Source organism: Mesorhizobium sp. M1399, assembly GCF_040317735.1.
GTDB lineage: Bacteria > Pseudomonadota > Alphaproteobacteria > Rhizobiales > Rhizobiaceae > Mesorhizobium.
In genome coordinates, this window is record NZ_JAMYKZ010000014.1 from 69,369 (window position 1) to 93,565 (window position 24,197).

27 protein-coding genes and 1 pseudogene are annotated in these 24,197 nt (G+C 62.7%); 17 read left to right on the plus strand and 11 right to left on the minus strand.

Annotated elements, in window-relative coordinates:
- Positions 1-27 precede the first annotated feature (27 nt).
- The 4 genes and pseudogenes from NKH05_RS23895 (at position 28) to NKH05_RS23910 (ending at position 2,363) form a co-directional block, all read left to right on the plus strand.
- Positions 28-756, plus strand: a complete 729-nt coding sequence (locus NKH05_RS23895; RefSeq protein WP_353026223.1) for an SDR family oxidoreductase — start codon at positions 28-30, stop codon at positions 754-756.
- 237 nt (positions 757-993) lie between these two features.
- Positions 994-1,428, plus strand: a complete 435-nt coding sequence (locus tag NKH05_RS23900; protein ID WP_023719136.1) for an FKBP-type peptidyl-prolyl cis-trans isomerase — start codon at positions 994-996, stop codon at positions 1,426-1,428.
- A 90-nt stretch (positions 1,429-1,518) separates the two neighbouring features.
- Positions 1,519-1,602, plus strand: a pseudogene (locus NKH05_RS23905) (helix-turn-helix domain-containing protein); the annotation flags it as partial.
- A gap of 83 nt (positions 1,603-1,685) precedes the next feature.
- Complete coding sequence (locus NKH05_RS23910; RefSeq protein ID WP_352910576.1) at positions 1,686-2,363, plus strand: HAD family acid phosphatase; 678 nt, start codon at positions 1,686-1,688, stop codon at positions 2,361-2,363.
- Between the two features lie 48 nt (positions 2,364-2,411).
- Here the strand turns inward: NKH05_RS23910 and NKH05_RS23915 are convergent, their stop codons facing one another.
- Positions 2,412-3,392, minus strand: a complete 981-nt coding sequence (locus NKH05_RS23915; protein ID WP_353026225.1) for a quinone oxidoreductase family protein — start codon at positions 3,390-3,392, stop codon at positions 2,412-2,414.
- Between the two features lie 98 nt (positions 3,393-3,490).
- Here NKH05_RS23915 and NKH05_RS23920 point away from each other — a divergent pair, with 98 nt between their 5' ends.
- A complete protein-coding gene (locus NKH05_RS23920) occupies positions 3,491-3,883 on the plus strand; it encodes a winged helix-turn-helix transcriptional regulator (protein ID WP_353026227.1) in 393 nt (130 codons plus the stop codon).
- A 73-nt stretch (positions 3,884-3,956) separates the two neighbouring features.
- Here the strand turns inward: NKH05_RS23920 and NKH05_RS23925 are convergent, their stop codons facing one another.
- Positions 3,957-4,562 (minus strand): NADPH-dependent FMN reductase, encoded by a 606-nt coding sequence (locus NKH05_RS23925; protein ID WP_353026229.1) that lies wholly within the window; start codon positions 4,560-4,562, stop codon positions 3,957-3,959.
- A 90-nt stretch (positions 4,563-4,652) separates the two neighbouring features.
- Here NKH05_RS23925 and NKH05_RS23930 point away from each other — a divergent pair, with 90 nt between their 5' ends.
- On the plus strand, positions 4,653-5,021 hold the full coding sequence (locus NKH05_RS23930; RefSeq protein WP_352494900.1) for a winged helix-turn-helix transcriptional regulator: 369 nt from the start codon (positions 4,653-4,655) through the stop codon (positions 5,019-5,021).
- Between the two features lie 50 nt (positions 5,022-5,071).
- Here the strand turns inward: NKH05_RS23930 and NKH05_RS23935 are convergent, their stop codons facing one another.
- The 6 genes from NKH05_RS23935 to NKH05_RS23960 form a co-directional block, all read right to left on the minus strand.
- Entirely contained in the window at positions 5,072-5,437 is a 366-nt protein-coding gene (locus NKH05_RS23935; protein WP_245278591.1) for a hypothetical protein, read from the minus strand.
- Positions 5,438-5,534: 97 nt separating this feature from the next.
- Positions 5,535-5,930, minus strand: coding sequence for an acyl-CoA thioesterase (locus NKH05_RS23940; RefSeq protein WP_023678380.1), 396 nt, complete (start codon positions 5,928-5,930; stop codon positions 5,535-5,537).
- Positions 5,931-6,087: 157 nt separating this feature from the next.
- A complete protein-coding gene (locus tag NKH05_RS23945; protein ID WP_353026231.1) occupies positions 6,088-7,059 on the minus strand; it encodes an MBL fold metallo-hydrolase in 972 nt (323 codons plus the stop codon).
- Positions 7,060-7,643: 584 nt separating this feature from the next.
- Positions 7,644-8,096, minus strand: a complete 453-nt coding sequence (locus NKH05_RS23950; RefSeq protein WP_352483117.1) for a nuclear transport factor 2 family protein — start codon at positions 8,094-8,096, stop codon at positions 7,644-7,646.
- A gap of 39 nt (positions 8,097-8,135) precedes the next feature.
- Complete coding sequence (locus NKH05_RS23955; RefSeq protein WP_353026233.1) at positions 8,136-8,777, minus strand: hypothetical protein; 642 nt, start codon at positions 8,775-8,777, stop codon at positions 8,136-8,138.
- A gap of 130 nt (positions 8,778-8,907) precedes the next feature.
- The gene (locus NKH05_RS23960; RefSeq protein ID WP_353026235.1) at positions 8,908-10,056 is read right to left on the minus strand and encodes a LuxR C-terminal-related transcriptional regulator; all 1,149 of its coding nucleotides are present in this window, start codon (positions 10,054-10,056) and stop codon (positions 8,908-8,910) included.
- Between the two features lie 21 nt (positions 10,057-10,077).
- Between NKH05_RS23960 and NKH05_RS23965 the strand changes: the two genes are divergently transcribed.
- Complete coding sequence (locus tag NKH05_RS23965) at positions 10,078-10,485, plus strand: hypothetical protein (RefSeq protein ID WP_353026237.1); 408 nt, start codon at positions 10,078-10,080, stop codon at positions 10,483-10,485.
- A 328-nt stretch (positions 10,486-10,813) separates the two neighbouring features.
- On the opposite strand, the gene NKH05_RS23970 is transcribed toward NKH05_RS23965, so the two are convergent.
- Entirely contained in the window at positions 10,814-11,740 is a 927-nt protein-coding gene (locus tag NKH05_RS23970) for a LysR family transcriptional regulator (RefSeq protein WP_353026239.1), read from the minus strand.
- Positions 11,741-11,845: 105 nt separating this feature from the next.
- Here NKH05_RS23970 and NKH05_RS23975 point away from each other — a divergent pair, with 105 nt between their 5' ends.
- The 5 genes from NKH05_RS23975 (at position 11,846) to NKH05_RS23995 (ending at position 17,035) form a co-directional block, all read left to right on the plus strand.
- Positions 11,846-12,637 carry an alpha/beta fold hydrolase gene (locus tag NKH05_RS23975; protein ID WP_353026240.1) on the plus strand — a complete coding sequence of 264 codons (792 nt, stop codon included), beginning with the start codon at positions 11,846-11,848 and terminating at the stop codon, positions 12,635-12,637.
- A 115-nt stretch (positions 12,638-12,752) separates the two neighbouring features.
- Positions 12,753-13,337 (plus strand): GNAT family N-acetyltransferase, encoded by a 585-nt coding sequence (locus NKH05_RS23980; RefSeq protein WP_353026242.1) that lies wholly within the window; start codon positions 12,753-12,755, stop codon positions 13,335-13,337.
- 167 nt (positions 13,338-13,504) lie between these two features.
- Positions 13,505-14,062, plus strand: a complete 558-nt coding sequence (locus NKH05_RS23985; protein ID WP_353026244.1) for a hypothetical protein — start codon at positions 13,505-13,507, stop codon at positions 14,060-14,062.
- Between the two features lie 148 nt (positions 14,063-14,210).
- The gene (locus tag NKH05_RS23990; RefSeq protein WP_353026246.1) at positions 14,211-15,827 is read left to right on the plus strand and encodes a GMC family oxidoreductase; all 1,617 of its coding nucleotides are present in this window, start codon (positions 14,211-14,213) and stop codon (positions 15,825-15,827) included.
- Positions 15,824-17,035, plus strand: coding sequence for a mandelate racemase/muconate lactonizing enzyme family protein (locus NKH05_RS23995; protein ID WP_352859321.1), 1,212 nt, complete (start codon positions 15,824-15,826; stop codon positions 17,033-17,035). The genes NKH05_RS23990 and NKH05_RS23995 overlap by 4 nt, the downstream gene beginning before the upstream one ends.
- Positions 17,036-17,140: 105 nt before the next feature.
- On the opposite strand, the gene NKH05_RS24000 is transcribed toward NKH05_RS23995, so the two are convergent.
- Positions 17,141-18,079: a diacylglycerol/lipid kinase family protein gene (locus NKH05_RS24000; protein ID WP_353026248.1), complete on the minus strand. Its 939-nt coding sequence runs from the start codon at positions 18,077-18,079 to the stop codon at positions 17,141-17,143.
- Positions 18,080-18,292: 213 nt separating this feature from the next.
- Here NKH05_RS24000 and NKH05_RS24005 point away from each other — a divergent pair, with 213 nt between their 5' ends.
- The 5 genes from NKH05_RS24005 (at position 18,293) to NKH05_RS24025 (ending at position 22,501) form a co-directional block, all read left to right on the plus strand.
- Positions 18,293-18,751: a carboxymuconolactone decarboxylase family protein gene (locus NKH05_RS24005; RefSeq protein WP_352856851.1), complete on the plus strand. Its 459-nt coding sequence runs from the start codon at positions 18,293-18,295 to the stop codon at positions 18,749-18,751.
- On the plus strand, positions 18,751-19,626 hold the full coding sequence (locus NKH05_RS24010) for a sigma-70 family RNA polymerase sigma factor (protein WP_352856849.1): 876 nt from the start codon (positions 18,751-18,753) through the stop codon (positions 19,624-19,626). Before NKH05_RS24005 ends, NKH05_RS24010 begins: the two co-directional genes overlap by 1 nt.
- Positions 19,627-20,253: 627 nt before the next feature.
- Positions 20,254-20,688: a DUF4383 domain-containing protein gene (locus tag NKH05_RS24015; RefSeq protein WP_023719157.1), complete on the plus strand. Its 435-nt coding sequence runs from the start codon at positions 20,254-20,256 to the stop codon at positions 20,686-20,688.
- Between the two features lie 6 nt (positions 20,689-20,694).
- Entirely contained in the window at positions 20,695-21,825 is a 1,131-nt protein-coding gene (locus NKH05_RS24020) for a hypothetical protein (protein ID WP_352640806.1), read from the plus strand.
- Between the two features lie 160 nt (positions 21,826-21,985).
- Positions 21,986-22,501 carry a hypothetical protein gene (locus NKH05_RS24025; RefSeq protein WP_352910536.1) on the plus strand — a complete coding sequence of 172 codons (516 nt, stop codon included), beginning with the start codon at positions 21,986-21,988 and terminating at the stop codon, positions 22,499-22,501.
- A gap of 8 nt (positions 22,502-22,509) precedes the next feature.
- Here NKH05_RS24025 and NKH05_RS24030 read toward each other — a convergent pair whose 3' ends face one another.
- Positions 22,510-24,132: an FAD-binding oxidoreductase gene (locus NKH05_RS24030; protein WP_352640802.1), complete on the minus strand. Its 1,623-nt coding sequence runs from the start codon at positions 24,130-24,132 to the stop codon at positions 22,510-22,512.
- Between the last annotated feature and the right edge of the window lie 65 nt (positions 24,133-24,197).

Consider the following 24,197-nt stretch of genomic DNA (forward strand, 5'->3'; position numbering starts at 1 on the left):
TACATCGCAAACGAATGGAGACCTCCCGTGACATCGCTCGTGGACAGGAAAGTCATCGTCGTCGGAGGCAGCTCCGGCATCGGTCTTGGCGTCGCGGAAGCTGCGCTCAACAGCGGAGCGACGGTCGTGATCGTCAGCCGGTCGCAAGAGAAACTGCAGGCGGCCGAACGGACGCTCAATGCGGGTAATCGCGTGACAAGTTTGGTCGCCGACATGACCGACGAAGCAGACGTCGCTCGCCTGTTCGAAGAGGCCGGTCATTTCGATCACCTCGTATCGACCGCCGGAACACTGCCGCCCGGCGATCCCATCGGCGGTACCGACATGGAGGCGGTGCGGCGCTTCGTCGACAACAAGCTGATTGGCGCCGTCATGCTCGCCAAGCACGCTGTGCGCACCCTGAGGGCCGGCGGCTCCATGACCTTCACGTCGGGTATCAACAAGGACAAGCCGCCGGTGCCGGGAGGTGCAGTCGTCTCCGCGATTGCCGGCTCATTCAGCTACTTCGCCCGCGCCCTGGCGCTCGAACTGGCCCCGACACGCGTCAATGTCGTGTCTCCCGGATGGGTCGACACACCGATGTGGGACATCGTTGGAGAAGCCAAATCCGGCTTCTTTGCCGACATGGCTGCCCGGTTGCCATCGAGAAAAATTCCGACCGCTGCGGACGTCGCCGCCGCCTACCTCTACCTCATGGAAAGTGACTTCACGACCGGCGAGACAATCCGCATCGATGGCGGCCATAACCTGATCTAGCCGCCATTTGCACGCCGCCTGAATGGGTTGAGCCGGCATGACCGCCAGTCCGGCGCCCTGCTGCCGGAGGCGGCGAGCGCCGGCGGCGTCATGCCGGCGTCGCTCAATCGGGGTTTACATCGGCAGCCAGGCACCTAGTTTTAACGTTTCGCGCCGTGCACTTGAGTGCGTGGATGATCGAGGACGGGACCGTGAGCTCTGGCCGGCCCCTCAAAACCTTCCAAAAGGATGACTACCATGACACAGGCCAAGAATGGCGACACCGTGCGCATCAATTACAATGGCCGCCTCGCAGACGGCACCCAATTCGATTCTTCCGGCAACGAACCGCTGCAATTCACGCTGGGTGAAGGACAGGTGATTCCCGGTCTTGAAACCCATGTCGAGGGCATGGAGGTGGGCGCGAAAAGCACCGTGACTGTTCCCGCCGAGGCCGCCTATGGCCCCCACCGCCCCGAAGCGGTCATGACCGTTGACCGCGCCCGCGTACCAGACAACATCAACGTCGATATCGGCACTCGATTGCAGGTCAGAACCCCAGAAGGGCGCCCGATGCCGGTAACAGTCGTCGGCGTGGACGACGCCAGCGTCAAGCTCGACGGCAATCATCCGTTGGCCGGGCGGGATCTGGTGTTCGACGTTGAACTGGTCGAGATCGTTCAGGCGGCGTAGGGCACGGTCAAGGCCGTGTTGGCTATGACCTGGGGTGACGCACTTGCGCCGGAGATTTCGGCGGTGCGTCACCTGTCGGAGGAAAAGACCGCGAGCAGCGCGGCGTTCGCGGTCGGTTACGAAAGCGTGTCACAATTCACCCGGGAGCACGGTCGTCTGTTCGGTCTCGCTTGACAGCGGACTTCTCGTGACCGCAAAGTCTCGTGATGCGGGCGATTGGTTGGAATAGAATTGCGCGTGTCGGGGCAATCGTGCTGATGATCGGCACAAATGTTCCTGTGCCGGCACGTTCCGATTCGCTCCTTCTCACAAGCCCGTCCCAGCCAGCCAATGTCGGCGATGCGATGCTGGCGGCTGCCAATTATCATGATTCCGGCGACTATGATCGCGACCTTGCCGCAGTGGCGAAGCAGGCCGGCGACTGGGTCGTCAAGCGCGCGACGGAGGTGCCTCGCCCCGCACTGGTGCTCGACATCGACGAGACGGCTTTGGCCAACTGGGAAGTGATCACACGTGACAATTTCGGCCGCCCGATCAGCGGCGCCTGCGATATCGCAATCGACGGTTCCTGTGGCTGGGCCGCCTGGGACCAGCTTGCGAAGGATCCGGCCATTGACCCGGTGCTGGAGGTCTTCCGGCAGGCGCGAACGGCGAAAGTCGCGGTGTTCTTCATCACCGGACGTCCGGAGGACCAGCGTCAGGCAACCGAACAGAACCTGCAGTCGGCGGGCTATGCCGGCTATGAGCACCTTTACATGGTCCAGCCTGGAGCCAAATATGGTTCCGCCGCAGATTTCAAGGCACCCATAAGAGCCGAAATCGAAAAGGCCGGCTACACGATAATTGCCAATGTCGGCGACCAGCCATCCGACTTGTTCGGGGGGCATGCCGAGAAGCTGTTCCTGCTGCCAAATCCGTTCTATCGGGTTCGCTGACGGCCGGAACGGCACAAGCCCGGATCCCCGGCTCCTTGCCGAGCACTACTAGGGTATCAAGACGACCTTGCCGGTCGCGCCGCGCTCCTCCAGCAGGCGATGCGCCTGACTGGCCTGGTCGAGCGGGAAGCGACCGCCGTTGGTCACTTTAAGCTCACCACTTGCCGCCAGATTGAAGAGCCCCGACAGGTCGTCACGGAGCACGTCTGGAGAGAGCAGCGGCAGCAGTGCAAAACCTCTCAGCGACTGGTTGCGGCCGATCATCGCCTCCATCTCCGGGCCGCCGAGCGCGTATCTGCCAAGTGCGGCAAACGCCAGCTCTCCGCGAGGTGCCAGAGCCTCCAGCGCAACCGCCGTCAGCGGGCCGCCGACAATGTCGTAGACGATGTCGACGCCGGCGCCGCCTGTCGCTACCCGGATGCGCTCTGGCCAGTCCGTTTTGCTGGAGTCGACGGCAACGTCGGCCCCCAGCGACAAAGCAAGATCGAGCTTGGCCTTGCTGCCGGCAGCCGCGATGACATTGCTCGCCCCTGCCCGCTTCGCAAGCTGGACAAGCAACGAACCGACGCCGCCCGCGGCAGCGGCGACCAGCACCGATTTGCCGGCCGGCGGGCTTTGCCGCGACAGATGCAACGCCGTCAGTCCTTGCACCATCAATGCCGTCGAGGCTTCGAACGAGAGCGCATCCGGCAAGGGCACGGCCAGGCTTGCGTCAATCGTCACATAATCGGCATAGCCGCCTAACGGGCGGCTCGAGGCGAACAACGGCGCGGCGACGCGCGTGCCGAGCAAGGAAGCATCCATCCCATGCCCGAGCGCCTCCACGATCCCGGCGGCCTCGACGCCAAGGATCATCGGCAGTTGCGGCGTCACCGCGTAGCGATCTGCGCGCATCAGCACTTCGAAGAAATTCACCCCGGCCGCACGAACGCGGACCAGGACCTCGCCGGCTTGCGGCTCGGGCTTCGGCACCTCAACCATTTCGAGAACGTCAGGGTCGCCGAAACGGTTCAGTTGAATGGCTCTCATCACATGCACCGATCGTTATTGGCATCGGCCGCTGTTTGCCACTATCTGCCTGGCTTCGACCACACACCGATTTGTCCGCCGCTGACCGGGAGGTGACCATGGCCAAGCTGATCAAGAGACTGCCGATGCTGCCGGCCGAGCGCGCGCTGAAAGTGATTTCGGGCCGCTGGAAGGCGATCATCCTCTATCATCTCTTCGACGGGCCGCGGCGGCTGTCGGCGCTGCAAGGATTGATGCCCAATATCACGCAGAAAGTGCTGATCCAGCAGCTTCGCGACATGGAAGAGCACGGCCTCGTTCGCCGCGAGATCTTTGCCGAGATCCCCTCGCGCGTGGAATATTCGGCGACGCTGCTCGGCCTCAGCCTCGAGCCCATCCTGCTGGCACTTTGCCAGTGGGGTCAGCACCACGCCGACGAGTTGAATGAGATGGACCGCCTTGCCGATTGCATCATCAGGCCAAGGCAAGCGCAGGACGCGCATGCCGTCTGAAAAAAGGGCGGCGCATGCGCCGCCCTGAATCCTTGGGAGAATTAATCCTTGGGAGGATTGTTCGAACCTGCGCTCAGGCCGCCTTGACTTCCTCGGCGACGGCATCGGCCTGACGCGCCGTCTTCAGTACCCTGGCCCACCATGCAATGTCGTTGACGAGCGCGGTTGCCGCCTGGTTGAGGTGCTCGAATTCATCGAGCTTCTTCTCACCTTGCTTGACGGCAAGGAACTCGGCCCAGGCGATGTGGACGGCGGACTTCACCGGCGCCATCTGCAACTCGACCGCATGCAGCCTCAGCTGCTCGACCGCACGCGCGCCACCAACGCTGCCATAGCCGACGAAGCCGGCCGCCTTCTTGTTCCACTCGTTGGCGGCGTAGTCGATGGCGTTCTTCAGCACGGCCGTCGGGCCATGATTGTATTCGGCGGCGGTGAAGATGAAGCCGTCGAATCCGGCGACCTTCTTTTGCCAGCGCTGCGCCACTTCGTTCTGCGACGGCGCCCAGGCGGAGGATGCGACCTCATCGAAGAACGGCAGCGGGAAATCGCGCAGGTCGACGACTTCGACATCGATGTCGGCATGCGACCTGGCGATCTTGGCAATCCATTGGGCCGGGACGTCGGCAAAGCGCGCGGCGCGGGTCGAACCAATGACGATGGCGATTTTGGGTTTTGACATAGAGGGGCTCTCCTTACAGGAATACTGGTATCGTTTAGATACCTGCGCTATATGAGTAACTGGCCGCTCAATGTGCAAGGAGGCACTTTTTTGTTACCAAGGCACCCGCACCGCACCGAGGACTGCCGCGCCATCTCGGAAATCCTGCAGCGCGTCGGCGACAAATGGACCGTGCTCGTCGTCGGCAAGCTCGGCGACGGGCCGCTGCGTTTCAACGAGCTGCGAAGCGCGGTCGGCGGCATTTCACAGAAGATGCTGACCACCACTTTGCGCGGGCTCGAGCGCGACGGCTTCGTCACGCGCACCGTGTTCCCGACCATCCCGCCGCGGGTCGACTACGAATTGACCGACCTTGGCTACGAGCTTCTGGTGCCGGTCGGTGCACTCGGCGAATGGGCGCGCAAGAACACCGAGCGTGTCAAGGTCGCGCGCGAAAAATTCGACGCCATGCACAGCTGAGCCCTTGCGCTGCAAGGGTTTGAACCTGACGGGGATCCTCCGGATGAGCCCTACTGCTGTAATTGCATCTTGCTCTTCGGCAGCTTCTCGATCCGGTTCCATTTCGGGTTGGGACTGACCACCTTGCCGCCAATCGTGCAGGTCGTGGTCGTCTCCTTCCGGCAATTGCTCACCGTCGTACCGCTGGTGTCGCATTTCGTCGCCGAGCAGATCTCGCACTTGGCCGCCTGCCCGTTGATGGTGCGGTTTTCCGACGTGCAGGTGGCGCCTGGATCGCCTTTTTTGACCTCGGCAAAAGCGCTTGCGGACGACAGGCAGAGCAAGGCTGCAAACGCACCGGCCAGGGCAGCGTTCAGCATGTGTTGACGCATTGTCTTTCCTCCCAAGATCCCGTCGCTCGCGCTGCAGGCGCGCATGCGGGAACCCGTTGGTCAAAGACCACGCCGGATCGCTGCCCGCATCCCCCGCGCGGGAGAGACGGCTGTTTAAGTTCGTCTTCTGGAATCAGGCCGGTCAGCCTTCCGCCGGAACCGCCTTCGGCTTGCCTTCGCCGTCCAGCGCCACCATGACGAAGTCGGCATGGGTGACCTTCTCCATCAGGTCGGAGAGATAGCGCTGCGCCCAGGCCTCGACCTTGAGCGTCATCGAGGTGCGGCCGACCCGTTCGACATGCGTATAGATGCACAGCGTGTCGCCGATCTTCATCGGCTTGGCGAAGGACATTTCCTTCACCGCCGCCGTCACCACGCGGCCCTTGGCGCGCTCGGCGGCGCGGATGCCGCAGGCGAGATCCATCTGCGCCATCACCCAGCCGCCAAAGATATCGCCCGCCGCATTGGCATCGGAAGGCATGGCCAGCGTCCTGAGCGTCAGATCGCCGATCGGCCGCCCGTCCGCGTAATGCACCATTTGGCCAATCCTCTCGAAGCCGATCGTCCGATCCCGTATCGTCATGGCACGGACAGGTCAACGCCACTGAATAGTGTCGCGGCCTGACGTTCGGCGATGCACTCTATGGCCGAGGTGAGAAAGCTGGCGCGCCCGAGCGCTTACCAATAGGTGCGCTTTACAAAGCGGGCCACGGCGTCGGGACGTAGGCGTAGGCGTTGCCTTCGCGGATCACATGACCGATGCCTGGGAAGGGCAGGTGCATGCCTGCGACGAGCAGGCCATCCGCTGACACCATGTCGAGCACCTTCTTGCGTGTGGCGATTGCGGCCTCCTGGTCCACGTCGAAGGCGATTGCCCATTCCGGATGCGCAAATTGCAGCGCGGAGGCGTGGATTACGTCAGTGAAGAGCAGCAGGTTGGCATCACCAGAGCCAATCCGAAGCGCGAGATGCCCCGGCGTATGTCCGGGCGCAGGCAATGCCCTGATTCCGGGCGCGATCTCGACCTCGCCTTCGATCTTCCTGACTTTGCCATCGTAAGGCACCAGCGATTTGCGCGCTATTTCGAAGTACGGCTTCATCTGGTCGGGCGCCTTGGATAGGATCCCGTCATCGTGCCAGAAAGCGAATTCCGGCGCGGCAACCACGACCTCCGCTGCCGGGAAGGCGGCCTTGCCGCCAATCCCGACAAGGCCGTTGGCATGGTCGGGATGGAGGTGGGTGATGATTACCGTGTCGATTTCTTCCGGCCTGACGCCGGCGGCTGCGAGCGCCTCAGGTATATGTCCCAGTATAGGCCCCATCGCCGATGCCGTGCCGGTATCGATCAGCACCCGCCTGTCGCCCCTGGTGACAAGGTAAGCGTTGACCGAGGTCGGGAGTGCCTTTGGCAGGAATGCCTTTGCCAGGAGCGCTTCAGCGGCAGCCGGATCGGCGGAAGGGAAGAGTTCGAGGCCAAGATTGAGGTAGCCGTCGCTCAGCGCAGTAATCTCGAGGTCGCCGAGCATAAACCTGTAGGCGCTCGCAAGCGAAGCCGGAGACGGGGCGGCGATAGCCGCAGCGTTGCTCGCAAAGAGGTTGATAGGGGAAAGTAGCAGGGCGCTGGCACTAAAGGCGCCAAGGCCGAACGTTCGACGGTCGATATTCATGGTCTTGTCCTTCGAATGTGCAGATGAAACTAGTCGCAGGCTACGGGGTCGCCGCCAGGGCAGATGCCGACCCCTCGGACCACTCTTCGAGCGGGGTCGGCGCGGGTCATGGCGAACTCCTTGCGACATCAATAATGCGCCTCACAAGCAGCTGGAATAGCGACGGGATGCAGTTCACTGCTGCAAATTATGCAGCAATCAATTTAGGCGGGTAAGGCCGCTCGTTTGGCCGTCCGCTGAACGGCCTGGCCGAGCCCCGGCTTTGCCTACTGGACAGGCTTCCGAGGCTCGAGCGCTCGACGCAACGTCGGCGCCTCTTGCTCGATATGATCCCACAGACGGTTGGAGATCGGCCCGTGCGGCCGGTCGCGGCGCGCCACCGCGAACTCCTCGGTACGGCCTGGCAGATGACGGCCGGACGCTCCACGCGAACGCAAGGAATGGCCGGATTGCTGGACTAGCCGGACGTTGAATGTGGATCAATTCGGGCTGAAAAGAAGCAAAGTTCTGGCTCCATGACGGCGGCAGAGCCGATGGTCCCGCCAGCGCAATTCCTTTCCCTGCCCGTTTCGGACCGACGCTTTTCAGAACGCGAAATCCGCGGACTGAACGACATCGGCTGGGAGCCAGGTTTCATGAACCTGCAAGATCTCGGGCCCGCGGCTGTAGCCGCGATCGCGGACCACCATCGTCGTGACCCGGCCATTGTTCGGTTCATCGGAGTCCTTCGCGTCGCGTTGCCATTCGTGGTAGTTCACGACCGCCAGGTCGGCGCTTTGATGGCTGATCCGGATGTCGCGTATTTTGATACGGAAGGCCGGATTCGATCCGTAGATGCTCTTCATGTAACCTGCGAAGTCTTTTTTCCCGAACGCCCTGCCGCCTGGCATGATGGCGACCAGATCGTCGCTGATCCGGTCGAGCGCGTTCTTCTTGAACGTCGCGTCGTCGCCAGGGCATCGGCCCGCCACCCAGTCGGTGAAGAATTCGTGGATGTCGTGGATCGTCGCCTCGATTTCCTTCGTTTGAAGGGACATTTTTTCCTCCTGTCTCAAGATGATGCTGGATCAGGCGCTTTACGCCGTGGCTTGCCCCGACCGGACGCTGCTTGAGGACAGCCCGTACCACGCGAGCCACAGGCACATGAGAAGCGAGGAAACCAGCCAGATCGGACCCCCGATGCCGATCCCGAGCTGCTCACCGAGTGTCCACCCGGTTGCCGAAAGGATACCGAACGCCGAGCCGACGATCGCGGCCCATCGGGGCAGTATCCCGACGTTATCGCGGGCGTCGTGATACGCGACAAGCGCTGTCGCCAAGGCCAGCGCCCAGAATCCGTTACCCATGCCGCCGGAAAACGCCCACCAGGTCATGAAGGCGTTGGTGTCACCCCGGTCGGCCGCGACCGCGACCACCGATGCCTCGGCGACTGCGGTGGAGAACGTGGTCAGGGCGCCGAGAGCCATCACCATCCAGGCGGAACTCAGCATCGGCGAATGCCGGACCCGGGGGTTGAGCGCCAGGTTCAGGAACGAAGCGCCGGCGATCAGGAACAGCGCCGCTGCCGCCGTCCAATGGACCGTAGCCCATCGCCCATGGCCCTCGGCGATATTCTGCATCTGAACAGACAAATCCGCGTCCGGTGGCCCGTGAAAGACGAGCGCAGCCGCCAGCAGCAGCGTTCCGGTGGCGAGCCAGACACCGCCGGGCCCGCTCATGCTGTTATTATTCGTTTGCATCGGGAAAACCTCCTGTGGCCTTTACCACGCCATGAAGTTTAGACCCGCGTCACGGTTGCCCGCTTCGGCGTAAATACCCACGCAGCGAGAAATTTTGGCTTGGGTAGGATTACCCAGATACGCCCATGCCGATCAGGCCGTGCTCGACCGCAAAGGCCGTGGCTGCCGCGCGCGTGCGCACGTTCAGCCGCGTCAGGATATCGCTAACGTGACGGTCTACCGTCCGCTGGCTCAGACCGAGCTCGCCGGCAATTTCCGGGTTGGTCAGGCCTGACGCGATCAGGCGCAGAACCTGCGTCTGTCTGAGGGTGAGAACTTCGCTGCCTGTCGCCGTCATGGTAGCCCGCAGCTTGCCGGTAACGGCTTCGTCGGGGTGCGCGCCGAGCTCGCGGAAAAGTCTTATCGCTTCGTCCCGTTCGGTCTGCGCCGCTTCAGTATCGCCGGTTGCGAGACAGGCCCGCGCTGTCAGCACCCGCATCCGGGCAAGATGATAAGGCGCCCGAAGGTCCCAGAGGATCTCCACTGCGCGCCGGATATGGGCCAATGCCTCCGCGGCTCGACCAGCATGGATCAGCACCCGCGCGGTAGCCTCGGCGGCTGCGGCGCGGACTGCATCCGCGGAATATTGGCGCGCGCAGTCGCGCAGTGTTTCGCACAGTTCCCAGGCGTCATCGGCCGAACCGACAGCGAGAGTAATTTCCACCGCAGCCGGCAAGAGGCGGAGTTTGCCCGGCATGTCATCGACCGACTGCAGTGCGCGGCGGATCGCCGAAAGGGCCGGCTGCTCGTGCCCCTGCTGCAATCGCATAAGCGCCAGTCCCGGCTGCGGATCGAACCCGAGCCTGCTCGCTGCGCGATAGGCGGCATCGGCCTCGTCCCATTGGCCGCGGAGGCGAAAGACCTCGCCCTTCTGGTAGAATGCCGGACCGGCGTGGTGCTTCGAGGGCCCCTGCTGAAGGCGGATGCTGGCGACACTGGCCTCGCGGCCGGCCTCGTCCCAGTGGCCGTCGAGGATCAGGATTTCGGCCCGGTGGATCAGGCATCGGCCGGTGAAGGCAACGATGTCGGGCTGTCCCGCGCACCATCCGATCAGCGCCGATGTCCATTCCCTCGCCCGGCTCGTGGCATGAAATTTCTGACAGATCTCGATCACGCTGCAGTAGACCAGCCCGGTAACGATCGGTGAGAGCCGGCCCGAGGTGACCGAAACCATCGCTTCGTCCAGCAGTTCGAAGCCTCGCACATAGTCGCCGCGCACGATCAATATCCGACCCTGAAGGTGGCGCGCGATAGCCAAGAGGTCCGGATCTTCGCAGCGCTGTCCGATCTCCGCGGCACGTGTTGCATGGGTGAATGCTTCGTCCAGACTGTCGGCGGCGAGGCATTGTTTGACCATTGGAAGCTGAAGATAGCCGTGTTCTGCACATTCCGGCGCATGATCCGCGACCAGCCGGTTGGCACGGGTCAGCCATCCGCTGCCTTGGGCGAATTCGCCGCGAAACATCAGGGTGAGCCCGATCCAGAAGCCGCAACGCGCTGCGGATCGTTCGCGTCCGTTCCGGAGATGCTCTTCGAAGGCCCCCTCGTAGTCCCGAACGAATTCCTCCTCGCGCCCAAGCATGTAGGCGGCTTCCCCGAGGCGCTGGAGCTCGGCGCCGCCAAGTTCACTGCGGCGGTCTCTGTCTGACAGTTCGCGGTGAAGCCTGGACCAATCTCCGCGATTGGCTAGCTCCGCATACGGATCCGATGCAACCGCACCGTCTTCCGGCGACTTGTCGGGTGATCGGTCGGAGGGCGCGGGCATATCCTCAGAATAGCACATATCTTGCTGAGGAGGTGGCGGCAGGTTACCGATGTGGCAGAAGTTCGTTTCGGGCGCAATCGAGCCGTTCATCGCGTCCGCCGCCGAGGATCGGGAAGGGGTCGCGCTCTGCCGTCTGCAAGGTGTTTGTCCAGCGACTGTTGTGTGGCGAAACCGGCTAAAATCCCTGTCGTGTGAAACGTGTCATGGCCGCTTAGGGTGTCATTTCGCCCTCTACCGGAACCGCCCCCAACGTCGGCGCCTCTTGCTCGATATGATCCCACAGACGGTTCGAGATCGGCCCGTGCGGCCGGTCGCGGCGGCGCGCAACCACCAACTCCTCGGTACGGCCTGGTAGATGACGACCGGCAATGGATTGCAGGCGTCCGTCGCGCAGCTCTTCCTCGATCAGGAAGCGGGGCATGTGGCCCCATCCGAGGCCCTGCAGGATGATTTCCTTCTTCATGCCCTGATCGGCCACCATGCATTGCGGCGCACCCTCGATCATGAAGTAGTCTTGTTGCGGCGAATGGCGGGCCGTGTCGCGCATGACACATTGGGTGAACGCGTGCATCTGATCCGGCGTGATTGGGTGCTTGATCCGCTCCGGCAGAAAGCCCGACGCCACTACCGGAACAAATTGCACCTTGCACAGATCGATCCATTCCACCCGCGGGTCGCTCTTGTCGATCCAGTGCAGGATCAAATCGGCTTCGTCATCGAAGAGGCGCTCCCACGGGCCGCCCACCGCCTCGAAGTGCAGATGCAGGCGTGTGCCCGGACACTGGGCGAAGAACCGTGCGAGCATGCCCAGTGCCTGCGGACGCGGGCACAGGTCACCGATCACCACATGGATCTCGCTTTCTTCGCCCATTGACAGCTGAGCAGCATGAAGCCGCAAGCCCTCGAGCTCGCGCAGCAGCGATTGTGCCCTGCGATGGAACGACAGCCCTGCCTCGGTGGGGCGCACGCGATAGCCGCTGCGATCCAAAAGAACGAGGTCGAGTTGCCGTTCCAGCTTTGCCACGGCGGCGAATATAGCCGGGTGCGAGCGATGCAGCATGGCCGCCGCAGGCTGAAAGCCGCCGCAGCGGACCACCGCATCGAAGCATTGCAGGTCGTGCAGGGTAAATTCGGCCATGTCAGTTTCTATTACAGAGATAGTCCTATCTTTGTAATATCATCAAAAGCGCGCCGCAGCTACGCTTTGCCACATTCAACGCTTCAAAAGGAAGGTGTCTTCACCATGAATGAGCTGGATTTCGTGACCGTCGGCGATGGCACGCGCATCGCCTACCGCATCGACGGCGACGCCCGGCAACCTGTGCTGATGCTGTCGAATTCCATCGGCACCACGCTGCGGATGTGGGACATGCAGGTCGACGAGTTGTCGAAGCATTTTCGTGTTCTGCGCTATGATTTTCGCGGCCACGGACGGTCGAGCGTTCCGGCCGGCGCTTATTCGCTCGACCGGCTTGGCCGCGACGTGATCGAGTTGCTCGACGCCCTGGGCATTGAACGCGTACACTTTCTCGGTCTGTCGTTGGGCGGCTTCGTCGGGCAGTGGCTCGGCATCCACGCGCCCGAGCGGATCGATCGCCTGATCCTGAGCAACACCTCATCCTACCTCGGACCAGCAAAGCAGTTTGACGAACGGATTGCCGCCGTGCTGCAGGCGCCGGACATGTCCGAAACCGCCGAGATGTTCCTGGGCAACTGGTTTCCTGCAAACATGCTGGCGGCCAGCGGGCCCGTCATTGAAGCATTTCGCACCATGCTGCTGGGCATAGACCGGCAAGGCTTGGCTGGTTTGTTCGCAGCGGTTCGCGATGCGGACCTTCGCCGAACCGTGGCTCTGATTTCCAGGCCAACGCTGGTGATCGCCGGCCAGCACGACACTGTCACAGCCGCCAGCCATAGCGATCTGATCGCCGCGACGGTGCCCGGCGCGAAACTGGTTGTCCTGCCCGCGGTTCACTTGTCGAACGTCGAGTACCCTGCAGAGTTCATGCAGGCCGTGCTCGGTTTTCTGCGCTGAGCCGGAGCACGGCGGGGATGCTGAGTGAAGCCCCGTTTCGAACATCACCCGCATGGACCGCAACCTATGATGCGCTAGCGCGCAGTGCAGGCTAGACTGGTAACATCGATAGCGGATGACGGCTGACATGGAACTTGGCTTTCGCCCACTGACGCCCGATCTGTGGCCGGCGCTCGAGGACCTGTTCGGTGAGAGCGCCGTCTGCAGTCGTTGTTGGTGTATGTACGGGCGGATCGGTCGTTCTTATCGAAAGCGACCTGGCGAGGAAAACAAGGCGGCGTTCCGGCAAGCCGTCCAGCATGGTCCGCCTCCGGGTTTGCTTGCTTTCGACGGCGATATGGCTGTCGGCTGGTGCCAGGTGACGCCGCGGGATGCCCTGCCCTGGCTCGATCGGCTATGGCAGCTCAAGCGCGTGGATGACAGGCCGGTCTGGTCCCTGTCCTGCCTCTACGTGCGAAAACAATACCGCCGGCGGGGCGTAACATTCCAGCTGATTGCGCAGGCACTGGAAGTCGCAAGGCGCGCAAAAGCTCCCGCACTCGAAGCCTATCCTTTCGACGCCGACGTATCGCCGAGCGCTTCCGGCAGCGGATATGCCTCCACCTTCGCGCGCGCCGGGTTCAAGGTCGTCGCCCGCAGGACGCCGGTGCGCCCGATCATGCGCTATGAATTCAAGCAGATTGCCGATCATCGCCTGTGATGCTCGGACGGGCTTGCCGACAAAGCACAGGCGAAGGCGTGGCCAACGTCCTGAGTTCAGATGGCGGGGCTTGAAATTCGGCAATGGGTGGACGCGGTCGCAGTGCCATCGCGCAGCCGACGTAATCCCGATATACAGATGTTTCAACTCTTGGTCAGGGGAACGACGTGGATTGGTTCACACGACGCAAGCCGTTCTCAGGCGTTGCGAAGCGGGCTTTCCCATTCAGCATGTTGACCACCATGGCAGAGGAGGAGCTGACGCCCTTTGTCGACGACACTTACCGAACGACGTCCCGGCATCTCATTTCTGATGGAGCGGGCATCTATATTCCTTATCGGTTACATTTTCTGCCAAGCGTGCGAGAGCATCACCTTGGCTTTTCGTTTCCGTCGCATTGCCTGCTGACACGATCGACAGATGGCTTTTTGCGGCAGAAATCAGCCAGGGTGATCCTTTCGCTGAACGAAAGTTGGAGCATCGCCTTCGTCGTTCTGCTGTTGGGCGAATATGTCGTCGAAATCGCCGAAGATATCTACGCGGCAGTACCTGATCTGGACGCATCAGCCTATGCCAGTTTTGTCCGACAGAACCGAAACATAATGCGTACGATGCGCACCAGGGCCACAAGCTATTGGAATGCCTATTATAGGCATGCTTATCCCAACCGAAAATCCTATCCAGCGATTGCTGTCCTCAATCAACTCGATGCGTGGGCAAGTTAGGTCTTCATCAATCTTCTTGGCGCTGAAAGTCGAAATTCAAACGAAGTTGCCAGTCGCTTTTTTCACATCGGATGCCGGAAGACGCGGCGACGCCGCGTCGCGCCGAAGCCTAGGTTAGAGCCAAATTCCGGAGCCAGCCGCAGCCACCATGCAAACCTATGACTTCATCATCGTCGGCTCCGGTTCGGCCGGCTCGGTCCTGGCCGAAAGATTGTCGGCTTCCGGCCGCTTCTCGGTGCTGGTGCTCGAGGCCGGCGGCAGCGACCGCCGCTTCTACGTCCAGATGCCGCTCGGCTACGGCAAGACCTTCTTCGACTCGGCGGTCAACTGGAACTACAAGGCCGAGCCTGACCCCGGGCTTGCCGGCAATGTCGACCACTGGCCGCGCGGCAAGCTGCTCGGCGGCTCGAGTTCAATCAACGCCATGGTCTGGATCAGGGGCGCGCGCGAGGATTTCGACGCCTGGCGGGATGCCGGCAACCCCGGCTGGGGCTTCGACGACCTGCTGCCCGCTTTCAAGGCGCTGGAGGACAACCAGGCCGGCGCCGATCAATGGCGCGGCGTCGGAGGGCCGCTGCATATCACCGACTGCTCGACCTCTGTCCATCCGCTCACCAAGCGCTATCTCGCGGCCGCCAACCAAGCCGGCCTGCCGCTCAACCCGGATTTCAACGGCGCCACGCAAGAAGGCGTCGGCGTCTATCAAATCACCACCAGGAACGGCCGCCGCATGTCGGCGGCGCGCGCCTTCCTGCGCCCGGCGATGAAGCGCAAGAATGTCCGCGTCGAGATCAACGCGCTGGCGACAAAAATCCTGTTCGAGGGCAAGCGCGCCGTCGGTGTCGAGTATCTCCAAAATGGAGAGACGAAAACCGCCCGCGCCGGCCGCGAGATCATCCTGTCGGGCGGTTCGGTCAATTCGCCCCAATTGCTGCAGCTTTCAGGCATCGGCCCATCGGCGTTGCTTGGTGCGCTCGGCATTCCCGTCATTTGCGCCAACGAGAATGTCGGGGCAAACCTGCAGGACCATGTCGGCATCAACTACACCTTCAAGGGCAGGCAGCCGACGCTCAACCAGATCCTGCGTCCGTGGTGGGGCAAGCTCCTGGTCGGCATGCAATATGTCCTCCTGCGGTCGGGTCCGCTGTCGCTGTCGATGAACAATGCCGGCGGCTTCTTCCGCACCGACCCGGCCGCGGCACGGCCCAACATGCAGCTCTATTTCCAGGCGTTTTCGACGGTCATTCCGAAGAGTGGCGAACGGCCGATCCTGACGCCCGATCCATGGCCGGGCTTTTCCATCGGGCTCTCCAACTGCCGTCCGTCGAGCCGCGGCGAAATCATGATCCGTTCCGCCAATCCGCGCGATTACCCAAAGATCGTTGCCAACGCCTTTTCGACCGAGGCGGATGTCGCCGAAATGCTGGCGGCGGTGAAATTCGTCCGGAAGGTCGCTTCGATGCCGGCGATGGCGGAGATCATCGAGGAAGAGGTTTTGCCGGGTCTGTCGATCACCTCCGATGCGGACCTCATTCAGGATTTCAGAAAGCGCTCGGGTACCGTCTATCACCCGGTCTCGACCTGCCGCATGGGGCCGGACGCGGCGCGCGCCGTCGTCGATCCGCGCCTCAGGGTGCACGGCATCCAGGCGTTGCGCGTCATCGACGCCTCGATCTTTCCGGACAACATCACCGGCAACACGAACGCCGCCGCGATCATGACCGGATGGAAGGGCGCCGAACTGGTTCTGGAGGATCAAAAATGAAGATCACCGACGTCAAGACCTGGGTGGTCGGCAATCCGCCACCCGGCATCGGCGGCAAATATTTCATCTTCGTCAAGCTTACCACCGATGGCGGCGTCGTCGGCTATGGCGAGGCCTACAACGCCACCTTCTCGGCCCATGTCACCGCAAAAATGGTCGAGGACATGGCAGAGCGCTATCTCGTCGGCCGCGATCCGCACGACGTCGAGACCTTCTTCCGCCGCGCCTATTCGTCCGGCTTCACCCAGCGCCCCGACGTGTCGGGCATGGGCTGTTTCTCGGCGCTCGAAATCGCCTGCTGGGACATTATCGGCAAGGAGGCCGGCAAGCCGGTCTACAAGCTGCTTGGCGGCCAGGTGCACGAAACGCTGCGTTCCTATACCTACCTTTATCCGCACACCGGCAGCGTCCACTCCGAGGATGCGCGCGGCAAGAACGTCTACAACGATCCTGATCTGGCCGCCGCCTGCGCGCTCGAATATGTCGAGCAGGGTTTCAATGCGGTCAAGCTCGATCCGGCCGGCCCCTACACCGCCTTCGACGGGCACCAGCCGCGCCTCGTCGACATCGACCTCTCCGCCCGCATGGTCAAGGCGATCCGCGAGGCGGTCGGCACCAGAGCCGACATCCTGTTCGGCACGCACGGCCAGTTCACCGCTTCGGGTGCATTGCGCCTCGCCCGCGCCATCGAGCCCTATGATCCGCTGTGGTTCGAGGAGCCGGTGCCGCCCGACATGCCCGAGGTCATGGCTCAAGTGGCGCGCGGCACTTCGATCCCGATCGCGACAGGGGAAAGACTGACGACCAAGTTCGAATTTGCCCGGGTCATCGAGAACCGTGCCGCGACCATTCTTCAACCCGACCTTGGCCGCTCCGGCGGCATTCTCGAAACCAAGAAGATCGCCGCCATGGCCGAGGCCTATCACATCCAGGTCGCGCCGCATTGCTATTGCGGGCCGATCGTCGGCGCCGCCAACATCCAGCTTGCGGTGACGCTGCCCAACTTCCTCATTCTGGAATCACTGAAGCAGTGGGACGGTTTTCACGAGAAGCTGCTCAAGAAGAAGATCGAATGGCAGGACGGCAACGTCATCCCGTCTAAGGAGCCGGGCCTCGGCGTCGAGCTCGATGAGGCCGTCTGCGAGGCGCATCCCTGGACCGGCAAGGACCTGCATTTGCAGATGATGCAGACACCGTTGATGCCGTGAGTTGTCCAGCGGGACCTACCAACAATGTCACGCGATTTCAACGTGTTGGACCTAGGATCGGAATCACCGCCGAAACAACTTGAATCAATCCCTCAACGGCTTGCTTCAATATCTCAGCGTCAATGCGCCGGGCAGGATCTCGAAGGTCGCCGGTATGCGACCCGGCGATTCGCCGTCTATGTCGATCAGCGCGGCGTTCTTTTGCACATCGCCGAGCGGCTCGACAACCACTTTCTTGCCGCGCAGGATGGTGATCGCCGGATGGTTGCGGTGCCGCCCGCCATAGAGCAGGCGGATGTCCCAGATCAGCTTCAGCTTGCCGGCGGCGCGCAGGATAATGATGTCGAACTCGCCGTCGTTAAGCTCGGCGTCGGGCGCGATCATCATGCCGCCGCCAAAGAATTTTCCGTTTGCCACCGCCACCAGCGCCATGCGCGCCTCGACCGGGGCACCGTCGTCGACAGTGATCGCAACCTCCTGGAAGCGGTAGCGGAGGAACTCCCAGACCGTGCGCCAATAGAACAACGCCTTGGCCGAAACCTTGCCCTTGCGCTTGTCGGCATTGACCGCGCGGTCGGTGGCGCCGGAAAGCCCGAGGCTGGCGATGTTGATGAAATGGCGGCTGGCCAGCGCGCCATGGTCGTCGACATAGCTGATGCACCCGGCGTCGACCTTGCGCCCCTTGGCCTCGGCAATCCGCTTCAGTGTCAGGTCGACATTGTCCGACAGGCCGAGCCCGCGGGCGAAGTCGATGCCGGTGCCGCAAGGCAGCAGCCCGAGTTCGGCCGTCCGGCCGCTTTCCCGGAAAGCCTTCAGCAGCCCGTCGGCGACCTCGCTGGCGGTGCCGTCGCCGCCGGCCGCGATCACCAGCTCGAAGCCGATGGCGGCAAGGTCGAGCGCCAGCCGTTCGGCATCCCCCTCGGCCTGCGTTTCACGCAGCTCGAAATCGCCGAAATGTCTTTTCAGCGAATCCGCAACTTCGGGCCAATGCCGCTTGAGCCTGCCGCCGCCGGCGATCGGATTGAGAACCACCGCGACCTTCAAGCCTGCCTCCCTAAGGCCATCGAACACGCCTTCCAATCATTTGCCGGCATTGAAGCCGGCGCCGAGCCGCGGGGCAAGGGACGAATGTCCGACAATGCGATCGAGCATGAAAAGCGATTTCGGCTGAGACTTGGCTGAAAAAGAGTCCAGCTCATGTCACATTCGGCAAATCCAACTCGTCATGTCTCCGGAAACCCTTGAAAGGAGATCACGATGGCACCCAGGCTAAACCCCTTTACCGCCAGCCCCGCGGCAATGCGGCCGTGGATCGAGCTGGGGAAAACAATTCAGACCAGCGGTCTCGAGCCCTTGTTGAGGGAACTTGTCATGACGCGGGCATCACAGATCAACGGATGCGCGTTCTGCATCCACCATCACGTTGAAGATGCCCGCAAGTACGGAGAGACCGAGGACCGGCTCCATCTTCTCAGCGCCTGGCGCGAGTCCGCGCTATATTCCGACCGCGAGCGAGCCGCGCTGGGCTGGACCGAGGCGCTGACGCTGGTGTCGGAGACCCGTGCGCCTGAGGATGCCTACCAGGCGCTGCGCCAGGATTTTACCGAGGACGAGCAGGTGAGGCTCACCTTGCTGATCGCGCAAGTCAACGCCTGGAACCGGATCAGGATCGGCTTTCGTTCCGTCCACGCGGCTGAGGAACGGCAGGCCGCCTGATGGCACCCGCATCGGGCCAGGACGCCGCTGTCGTCTTCGATCCCCTAAGTCCGACCCTTGTCCGCGTTGCATATCGAATGCTGGGCTCGATCGCGGACGCGGAGGACGTTCTCCAGGACGCTTTCTTGCGCTGGCTCGATGTCGACCGAAACGCGGTGCGCGAACCGGAAGCTTTTCTGCGCCGGGTCGTCACGCGTTTGTGCCTGGACCGGCTCAAGTCGGTGCGGCGTCGGCGCGAGACCTATGTCGGCCCGTGGCTGCCTGAGCCGGTTATGGAATCGGCTGAGGACGAGACCGATGACGTAACCTTGCCCTTGCTGATGGCGCTGGAGCGCCTGTCGCCGCTGGAGCGCGCTGCCTTCCTGCTTCATGACGTGTTCGGCCTCGACTTCGCCGAGGTCGCGGCCACGATCGGCCGCGAGCCCGCCACCTGTCGCCAGCTCGCCAGCCGGGCGAGAGCCCACGTCCGCGCCGACCGCCCTCGCTATCCCGTGCCGCGGGAACAGGGCCTGGAGATCGCCGAAGCCTTCTTCGCCGCGTCCCGGGACGGCAAGTTGGACAGCCTGCGCGCACTGCTCGCGGCGGACGTCACGCTCTACGCCGATGGTGGCGGCAAGGCACCGGCGCGAAAGGCGCCGGCCATTGGGCTCGATGATGTCATGCGCCAGTACGCGACGTTCGCGTCTGTCTATGCGGTGAGCCGATCTCGCCTGCTGCGCTATGGCTTTATCAACGGCCTGCCGGGGTTCATCACCATCGAGCGAGGCGACATTCTCCAAACGACTGCGCTGGAGATTGAGGATGGCCGCGTCCTCGCCATCTATGTCGTGCGCAACCCCGATAAGCTCAGGCACATGGCTGACACCCTGCATTGACGGCCTGGCACGCGGGCACCGCCGATCAACTGCCCACGAACCCCTCTGCGAATACGCGCCTTAGTCCCCGATAATCCCGCTATCCACAGGCGCGCGGCAGTTTCGCCAAACGCTTATCCGGCGTACATTAAACCCATCTCAGGCGGCTACCGATCGCCACGCCGAAAGGCAAAGCGGAACGGCGGATTTCCTGAGGCCCGTACGGCCCTGAACGAGAACAGGCTTGCTTGTTGGAGGGATGGAAGCCGAGACCTACGGGGCCGCGGAAAGCGTGCGAACGCCAACGGCGGACCGATGCTGCCATGAAGGACGGCAAAAACCTTCGATGGCGCGCTGGGCAAAGCTCGCAAGAGTAGACACCGGCGTGGTCCGGAACGGACGCTGCCCTCGGGTGGCGACTGGCAGGACCGTCAAAATCAAGGCCGGCATGGCGCGACATCTTTCGGGAGTTGCTGCCACGACCGTGTCCTGATCTGACAGGGAGGCGCTGGGAGAAATCCCGGCGCCGACTGTCTTTGTGGCTCCGCCTGACGATTTTGCCGGCGACGCTTCACCCTGCGCCAAAATCAGCTACTATCCATTAGCCGTCGGGGCCGTTTGAGAAGGCTGACGGCAGGGGGATACTTCATGACGCTCATCCAGAAGCTTGCTGTTGCCTATGCTTTCCTGTTCTTCGGTGTTGTTGCCATCGGCTATGTGCCGGCCTTCAACGATGCCGGCGGCAATCTGTTCGGCCTGTTCTCGCTGCAATGGTATGACGATTTGCTGCACGCCTTCTCCGGCGTCTGGGCGCTGGCCGCCGCCTTCATCTCGCACCGCCAGGCGGTGTTCTATTTCAAGCTGTTCGGATCGGTCTATCTGTTCGACGGCGTGCTCGGCCTGGTCACCGGTTCCGGCTGCCTCGATGGCGGCATTTTCATCAACGGCTTCCGCTCCTTGAACGACATCGAATTCCCGGCCCGCTTCTTCGCCAACCTGCCGCACATCGTCATCGGCGGCTTCGCCGTCTATGTCGGGTTCTGGCTGTCGAAACGCGTGTACGACCATTTCGCCACGGCCTGAGCGGCCATGTTCCTGTTCCGCTGGCTGAAGCGCATCATCAAGGCGATCCTCTGGCTCGTCGTCATTGTCGTGTTGATCCCGATCGCCGGGCTGGCCTACGGCTTTCTCACGACGCCGTCGCTGGACACAACACCATTGCCGGGGATCGCCGAGGGTGCCCCGCCAAAGGCGCTGGCCGACAAGGTCCGTGCCGAGATCCCCGGCTACCAGCGGCCGGAGGAATCGACCTTTCTCACCTATCCGGAATGGGCCATCGTCTACGCCGCCCGCGAATATGCCGGCTTCATCGACAAGAACCAGCCGAGTGGTTTTCCCTATCTCTCCTATATCGGCCGCTTCTGGCAGGACTATGCGATGGTCGTCCGCGCCAGCTCCGCCTACAAGTTCAACCTCAACAACCACCAGATGCTGGTGATCATCGGCACCAGCCACACGATCGAGCACGCAATCCAGTGGGCCTATGAAAATACGGTCGGCCGCATTACCGAAGCGACGGCCGGCAAGCGCACCGCCGTCGACATCTACCAGGCCAAGGTAGCGGCCGACTATGCTGGTTTTCTCGACCAGGTGCCGTGGTACCAGTTTCCCTATGCCGAAAAGCGTGCCGGCCTGTTTGCCGTCCAGCCGGCAGCGGACGACAGCGCCGTCCGCACCAGCGAACGCAAGCTCGCCTTCGGCCTCGCCTACACCATCAAGCAGGGTTACGCCGATCTGATCAAGTCGGCGCTCGCCGCCACCACCGACCCGGCCTTGCTCGACATCCACGTCTGGGCCAAGGGTCCGGTCAGCGAGGTGACCCGCAACGAGCCCGACACCTTGCTGGAGCGCGATCTCGGCGCCGACGGCACGGTCTTCGTCACCAGGCGCTATCAGGTGTTCACCGACATGATCCCGCGCCTGATCGGCAAGGGCGTCTCCTTCGTCGAGATCGGCGGCAATGACGAGATCATGGTCACCGTGCTTTCCAATGACGAGATCAATGTTCCCCAAGGCGCACGCACCTTGTTCAGCTACCCGCTTCCGGCGGAACCTTCGACGCGCCGCACCGGCCTGACCGTCGCCGTGCGCAAGCTGCACATCGTGCTGCCGGCGCTGATGACGGCAGGCGCCAGGCTCGAACACGTCTACGATTACTGAGGCCTTTCAGTCACAGCCGGCCTCGGCAAGACGCTGCGTGACGCTCCGCCACGCTCATTCCACAATCGCGGCCAAATCCCGCCTTGTTCCGCAACGATTGATGATGCCGTAGCACTTTGATCTTGCGCACATGCGCCGGGCAATTCGGAGGGACAAGACCGTGATCAAGACCGCCCTTGTCGCCATGACCATCGTCGGCTGCGACTGCGACGCCAGGCTTTGCGAATATATCGGCGAGACGCCCGCCAAGTGGTCGACCATCGCTGAATGCGAAGCGGCAATGAAAAGCCAGATGCTGCGCGAGCGCAATTTCGATTATCCGCTGGTCTCGGGCATCTGCCGGACACAGAACTCGTCTTCGTCATCGCAGCTCGCGGCGACCACTTCGGAGCCCGAATTGACGACGGCCAGCACGGCCGCGACAGACCCGCTGCCAGCAGAACTGAGCCATCGGCCCAGTGCAGCGGTCGGAACGCAGGCGACGGCGACGGAAACAGAAGCCGTCCGGCCGGTCGCCTACGAAGCGGCGGTCGATGGCGGCAGCGCCCTGCTCTACCGCACGAAGACCGGGTACGCCGTGGTCAAGACCGATCTCGGCCGCGCCGCATCGGCAACGATCGGCATCGCCAGGCGCTCGGCGAACTGGCTGGCGGCGAAGCTGCCTGACGGTCTGTAACCGGCACTTCAGGCCGTGCCGATCAGTGCCTTGATGGCGCGGTAAAAAGTCGAGGAAAACAGCTCCCCCGGATCGTATTGCCGCTTCTTCGCCAGGAAGGACGGCAGTTCCGGATAGGAGGCAAGCAGCTCCTTGCCCGTGTAGTGGAGTTGGTAGGGCAGGAAAAAACGCCCGCCATGCTTGATCGTCACGTCGATTAGCGCCCTTGTCAGTGCCCGCATCCTGGCATTGCCGTCGGCGTCGGTCGGCTGATTGATGTAGAGCACCAGCGAATAGGCCGGCTCCGGCGCATAATTCAGCGCCACATCCTCCTTGTGGACGATGCGTACCGACGCGTTGAGCACCGGCAGGCTCTGGTTGCGCAGGATCTCGCGCGCTTCCGCGATGAACGGGTTATAGGCCGCCCGCGGGATGAAATATTCGTGCAGTATGTCGGTCTCGTCGAGCAGGTCGTTGAACAGATAGGGCACTGAATCGTGCATCGGGTTGTTGCGCGTGACCAGGCAGGCCTCGCCCTCGGCCATTGCCGTCGTCCGCGCCACCGTGCAGCTCTCGAATTGCGGCTCCAGCGTCTTTTCGGTGAACCATTTCAGCTCCTGGAACAGGCTGCCCCATTTCGCCAGGTTGATGATCACCCGCTTGAGCCCAACCGAGCCCGGTTCACCGATTGCCGGCTGGTCGGCCGGCGGCTGGTCGGCGACCTTGTCATAGCGATAGACGATCATATCCTCGAGGAAATTGCCCGGCGCAGTCGACAGATGCCCATAAAACAGACCAATCGCCCTGTTTGGCTCCAGCGCCTCGGCGAAGAACGTCGGGAAATCGTCCGATTTGATGATCTCGCGCGAGGTGCGGTAGACGGCGTTGTCGACGATGTCGAGTGTCGCCTCCAGCACCACGCCGAACAGGCCGTAGCCGCCGACGACGTGGCGGAACAGCTCGGTGTTTTCGGCCGGTGAGCAGGTCGTCACCGAGCCGTCGGCCAGCATCACCCGCATCGAACGGATCGAGCCGGCGACCGAGCCGGCCTGATGGTCCATGCCATGCGCATTGACCGACAGCGAGCCGCCGACCGAAAAGATGTCGGTCGACTGCATCGCCTTCACCGCGAAGCGCGGGTGCAAAAGGTCCTGGATGTCGTGCCAGCGCGCGCCCGGCTGCAAGGTCATCGTCTTCGCCGCCGCATCGACGCTGACCTTGTTGAATTTGCGCATGTCGAGGACCAGCGCATTATCGTCGAAAGCGTGGCCGCCCATCGAATGGCGCACCGCCGCGACCGAGACCTTCAGGCCATTGGTGCGGGCAAAGGCCAACGCGCTCGCAATGTGGTCTTCCTCGCTGACTTCGATAACGCCGTAGACCGGCGTCATCGACAGGCCGCTGGCATCGTTGATGTCGCCGCCCTTGGTCAGCCATGGCAGCGCCGGATCGTAGGCTGGCGCGTTCTCCAGCGGCTTCAGCGCCAGGTCGATGCCGTCAATGTCGGCAATGCGGCCGGAATTCTTCTGCGCCGACGGGCCGCGCGCCAGCCGCGCCACGGTCGTGCCGCCCCAGACCATCGCGCCGCCGACCACCGCCGCACCCAGCAGCAACCGCCGCGACAGGCGAAACCCCTTGCGTTCCTCGATCATAGCCCCACCCCACTGTCCCAGGAATAGCGCCGGATGGAGACAAAAACCAGTTGCCAATCAGACGT

Bases quoted from the DNA above. Each gene is read 5' to 3' on its own strand.
- NKH05_RS23975 (WP_353026240.1), top strand. From the start codon at position 11,846: ATGAATGAGCTGGATTTCGTGACCGTCGGCGATGGCACGCGCATCGCC.
- NKH05_RS23910 (WP_352910576.1), top strand. From the start codon at position 1,686: ATGATCGGCACAAATGTTCCTGTGCCGGCACGTTCCGATTCGCTCCTT.
- NKH05_RS23940 (WP_023678380.1), bottom strand. From the start codon at position 5,930: ATGGTGCATTACGCGGACGGGCGGCCGATCGGCGATCTGACGCTCAGG.
- NKH05_RS23915 (WP_353026225.1), bottom strand. From the start codon at position 3,392: ATGAGAGCCATTCAACTGAACCGTTTCGGCGACCCTGACGTTCTCGAA.
- NKH05_RS24015 (WP_023719157.1), top strand. From the start codon at position 20,254: ATGACGCTCATCCAGAAGCTTGCTGTTGCCTATGCTTTCCTGTTCTTC.
- NKH05_RS24010 (WP_352856849.1), top strand. From the start codon at position 18,751: ATGGCACCCGCATCGGGCCAGGACGCCGCTGTCGTCTTCGATCCCCTA.
- NKH05_RS23900 (WP_023719136.1), top strand. From the start codon at position 994: ATGACACAGGCCAAGAATGGCGACACCGTGCGCATCAATTACAATGGC.
- NKH05_RS23995 (WP_352859321.1), top strand. From the start codon at position 15,824: ATGAAGATCACCGACGTCAAGACCTGGGTGGTCGGCAATCCGCCACCC.
- NKH05_RS23950 (WP_352483117.1), bottom strand. From the start codon at position 8,096: ATGTCCCTTCAAACGAAGGAAATCGAGGCGACGATCCACGACATCCAC.
- NKH05_RS23945 (WP_353026231.1), bottom strand. From the start codon at position 7,059: ATGAATATCGACCGTCGAACGTTCGGCCTTGGCGCCTTTAGTGCCAGC.
- NKH05_RS23920 (WP_353026227.1), top strand. From the start codon at position 3,491: ATGGCCAAGCTGATCAAGAGACTGCCGATGCTGCCGGCCGAGCGCGCG.
- NKH05_RS24030 (WP_352640802.1), bottom strand. From the start codon at position 24,132: ATGATCGAGGAACGCAAGGGGTTTCGCCTGTCGCGGCGGTTGCTGCTG.
- NKH05_RS23925 (WP_353026229.1), bottom strand. From the start codon at position 4,562: ATGTCAAAACCCAAAATCGCCATCGTCATTGGTTCGACCCGCGCCGCG.
- NKH05_RS23980 (WP_353026242.1), top strand. From the start codon at position 12,753: ATGACGGCTGACATGGAACTTGGCTTTCGCCCACTGACGCCCGATCTG.
- NKH05_RS23990 (WP_353026246.1), top strand. From the start codon at position 14,211: ATGCAAACCTATGACTTCATCATCGTCGGCTCCGGTTCGGCCGGCTCG.
- NKH05_RS23955 (WP_353026233.1), bottom strand. From the start codon at position 8,777: ATGAGCGGGCCCGGCGGTGTCTGGCTCGCCACCGGAACGCTGCTGCTG.
- NKH05_RS23935 (WP_245278591.1), bottom strand. From the start codon at position 5,437: ATGCGCGCCTGCAGCGCGAGCGACGGGATCTTGGGAGGAAAGACAATG.
- NKH05_RS24005 (WP_352856851.1), top strand. From the start codon at position 18,293: ATGGCACCCAGGCTAAACCCCTTTACCGCCAGCCCCGCGGCAATGCGG.
- NKH05_RS24020 (WP_352640806.1), top strand. From the start codon at position 20,695: ATGTTCCTGTTCCGCTGGCTGAAGCGCATCATCAAGGCGATCCTCTGG.
- NKH05_RS23970 (WP_353026239.1), bottom strand. From the start codon at position 11,740: ATGGCCGAATTTACCCTGCACGACCTGCAATGCTTCGATGCGGTGGTC.